The organism is Candidatus Halocynthiibacter alkanivorans, assembly GCF_003333265.1.
GTDB classification, from domain to species: Bacteria; Pseudomonadota; Alphaproteobacteria; order Rhodobacterales; family Rhodobacteraceae; genus Halocyntiibacter_A; species Halocyntiibacter_A alkanivorans.
In genome coordinates this window covers 1-1,902 of record NZ_QOLB01000005.1, presented here as the reverse complement: position 1 = coordinate 1,902, position 1,902 = coordinate 1, and the positions used below count along the sequence as shown (strand labels likewise).

Annotated in this window: 1 protein-coding gene; it reads left to right on the top strand. The window is 53.1% G+C overall.

Features of this window, described 5'->3' with window-relative positions; all coding sequences use genetic code 11:
• The first annotated feature begins 187 nt into the window (after nucleotides 1-187).
• Nucleotides 188-1,539, top strand: a protein-coding gene (locus DWA01_RS00045; protein WP_419186971.1) for an IS3 family transposase whose coding sequence is annotated in 2 segments (ribosomal slippage) — nucleotides 188-524 and nucleotides 524-1,539 — 1,353 coding nt in all. Because the reading frame shifts where the segments join, the coding sequence is not laid out codon by codon here.
• Nucleotides 1,540-1,902 lie beyond the last annotated feature (363 nt).

Below are 1,902 nucleotides of genomic sequence, written 5' to 3'. Positions count from 1 at the left end.
TAATGACACCAATACTTCACCTGCTTGGTCGGCAGATTGTTCAATTCAGCAACCATTGCAATCATGGCAACGTCTCGCGCTACATGGGGTCTTACTTTAATTGTCTGACGTCAGCGCTTATGGGTCCAAATAGCCGTATTTGATAAGAGAGTGTTCTTGGCTCATCGTAACCACTGAGGAGTGGAAGATGAGACAGACCACTGGAACACGCAAAAGCCCTGGCGAGAAGATCGTCAAAGATATCAAACGTGCAACGCGCAAACACTATTCATCTGAAGAGAAGATCAGGATCGTCCTGGATGGCTTGCGCGGCGAAGACAGCATAGCCGAGCTGTGTCGCCGAGAAGGCATCTCTCAAGGCATCTATTACAAATGGTCTAAGGACTTCATGGAAGCAGGCAAGCGCCGACTGGCTGGCGACACGGCCCGTGCTGCCACAACTGACGAAGTCAAAGACCTGCGCCGAGAGGCCCGTGACCTGAAGGAAGTCGTGGCGGAACAAACGCTTGAACTCCGTTTGCTCAAAAAAAGCATGACAGGCGATGGGGGCGACCAAGAATGAGATACCCCGCATCTGAGAAGCTGGAGATCATCAGGCTGGTCGAAGGATCGCATCTATCGGCACGTCTGACGTTGGCCAAGCTGGGCATTCCTCGCACCACATTCTATCGCTGGTACGACCGATACCTTCAGCGCGGTGAGGCTGGGTTGCAGGATCAATCTCCCAAGCCAAAGCATGTCTGGAACCGCATACCTGATGAGGTCCGGCACAAGGTCGTCAAGCTGGCGCTGAAGGAGACAGAGCTGTCGCCACGAGAACTGGCAGTGACGTTCACAGACAGGGAAAGTTATTTTGTATCAGAGGCTTCTGTATACCGCGTCCTCAAGGCGCATGACCTGATCACCAGCCCTGCCTTCATCGTGATCAAGGCTGCAAGCGAGTTCAAAGACAAAACCACTGCCATCAACCAACTCTGGCAGACAGACTTTACCTATCTCAAGGTTCTTGGGTGGGGTTGGTTCTATCTCAGCACCATCCTCGACGATTACAGCCGCTACATCATCTCGTGGAAACTCTGCACCAACATGCGGACTGAGGATGTTACTGATACGTTGGATCTGGCTCTAGAAGCGTCCGGTTGTGACCAAGTCCACGTTGTTCACAAGCCGCGTCTGCTCAGCGACAACGGATCCAGCTACGTCTCTGGCGAACTGGCTGAGTGGTTGCAGGGCAAAGGCATGAAGCACTCTCGCGGAGCGCCCTATCATCCGCAAACCCAAGGCAAGATCGAGCGCTGGCACCAGACCCTGAAGAACCGCATTCTGCTGGAACACTACTTCCTGCCCGGCGATCTCAAAGCGCAGATTGAAGCCTTCGTCGACCACTACAACCATCAGCGCTACCACGAGAGCCTGAACAACGTCACACCCGCCGATGTCTACTTCGGCCGGGACAAAGCCATTCTACAACAGCGAGAAAGGATCAAACGAAGGACGCTCGAAGCGCGACGCTTGCATCACCGCCAGCACGCCGCATAATCAAACCAACCAGATGAGCCACACACTCTCTTAGTTTAGGCCGCCTTTGGACCCAAAAACTCTGCCGACGTACACACAAAGGGCGGGTTCCGGACTTTCGCTGCGCATTGATTGAATGACCACAGTGCGGGATTTTCTTTCGCAAGGATACTTCGGTCCTGAGTTCCACTTTTCGGTATGCTTCGTGAGGGGCGTCAATTGAGCATGCCTTGGAGGGTCTATTGAAGTTTTCAAGCGATCGTTTTATAAAGCGAACATGGGCAGACCTAGAACATACACTCGTGATGCGGTGATCGAGAAAGCCATGGGTATATTTTGGCAGAACGGCTACAAAGCGACCTCGGTCAGCGATATCGTCCGTGA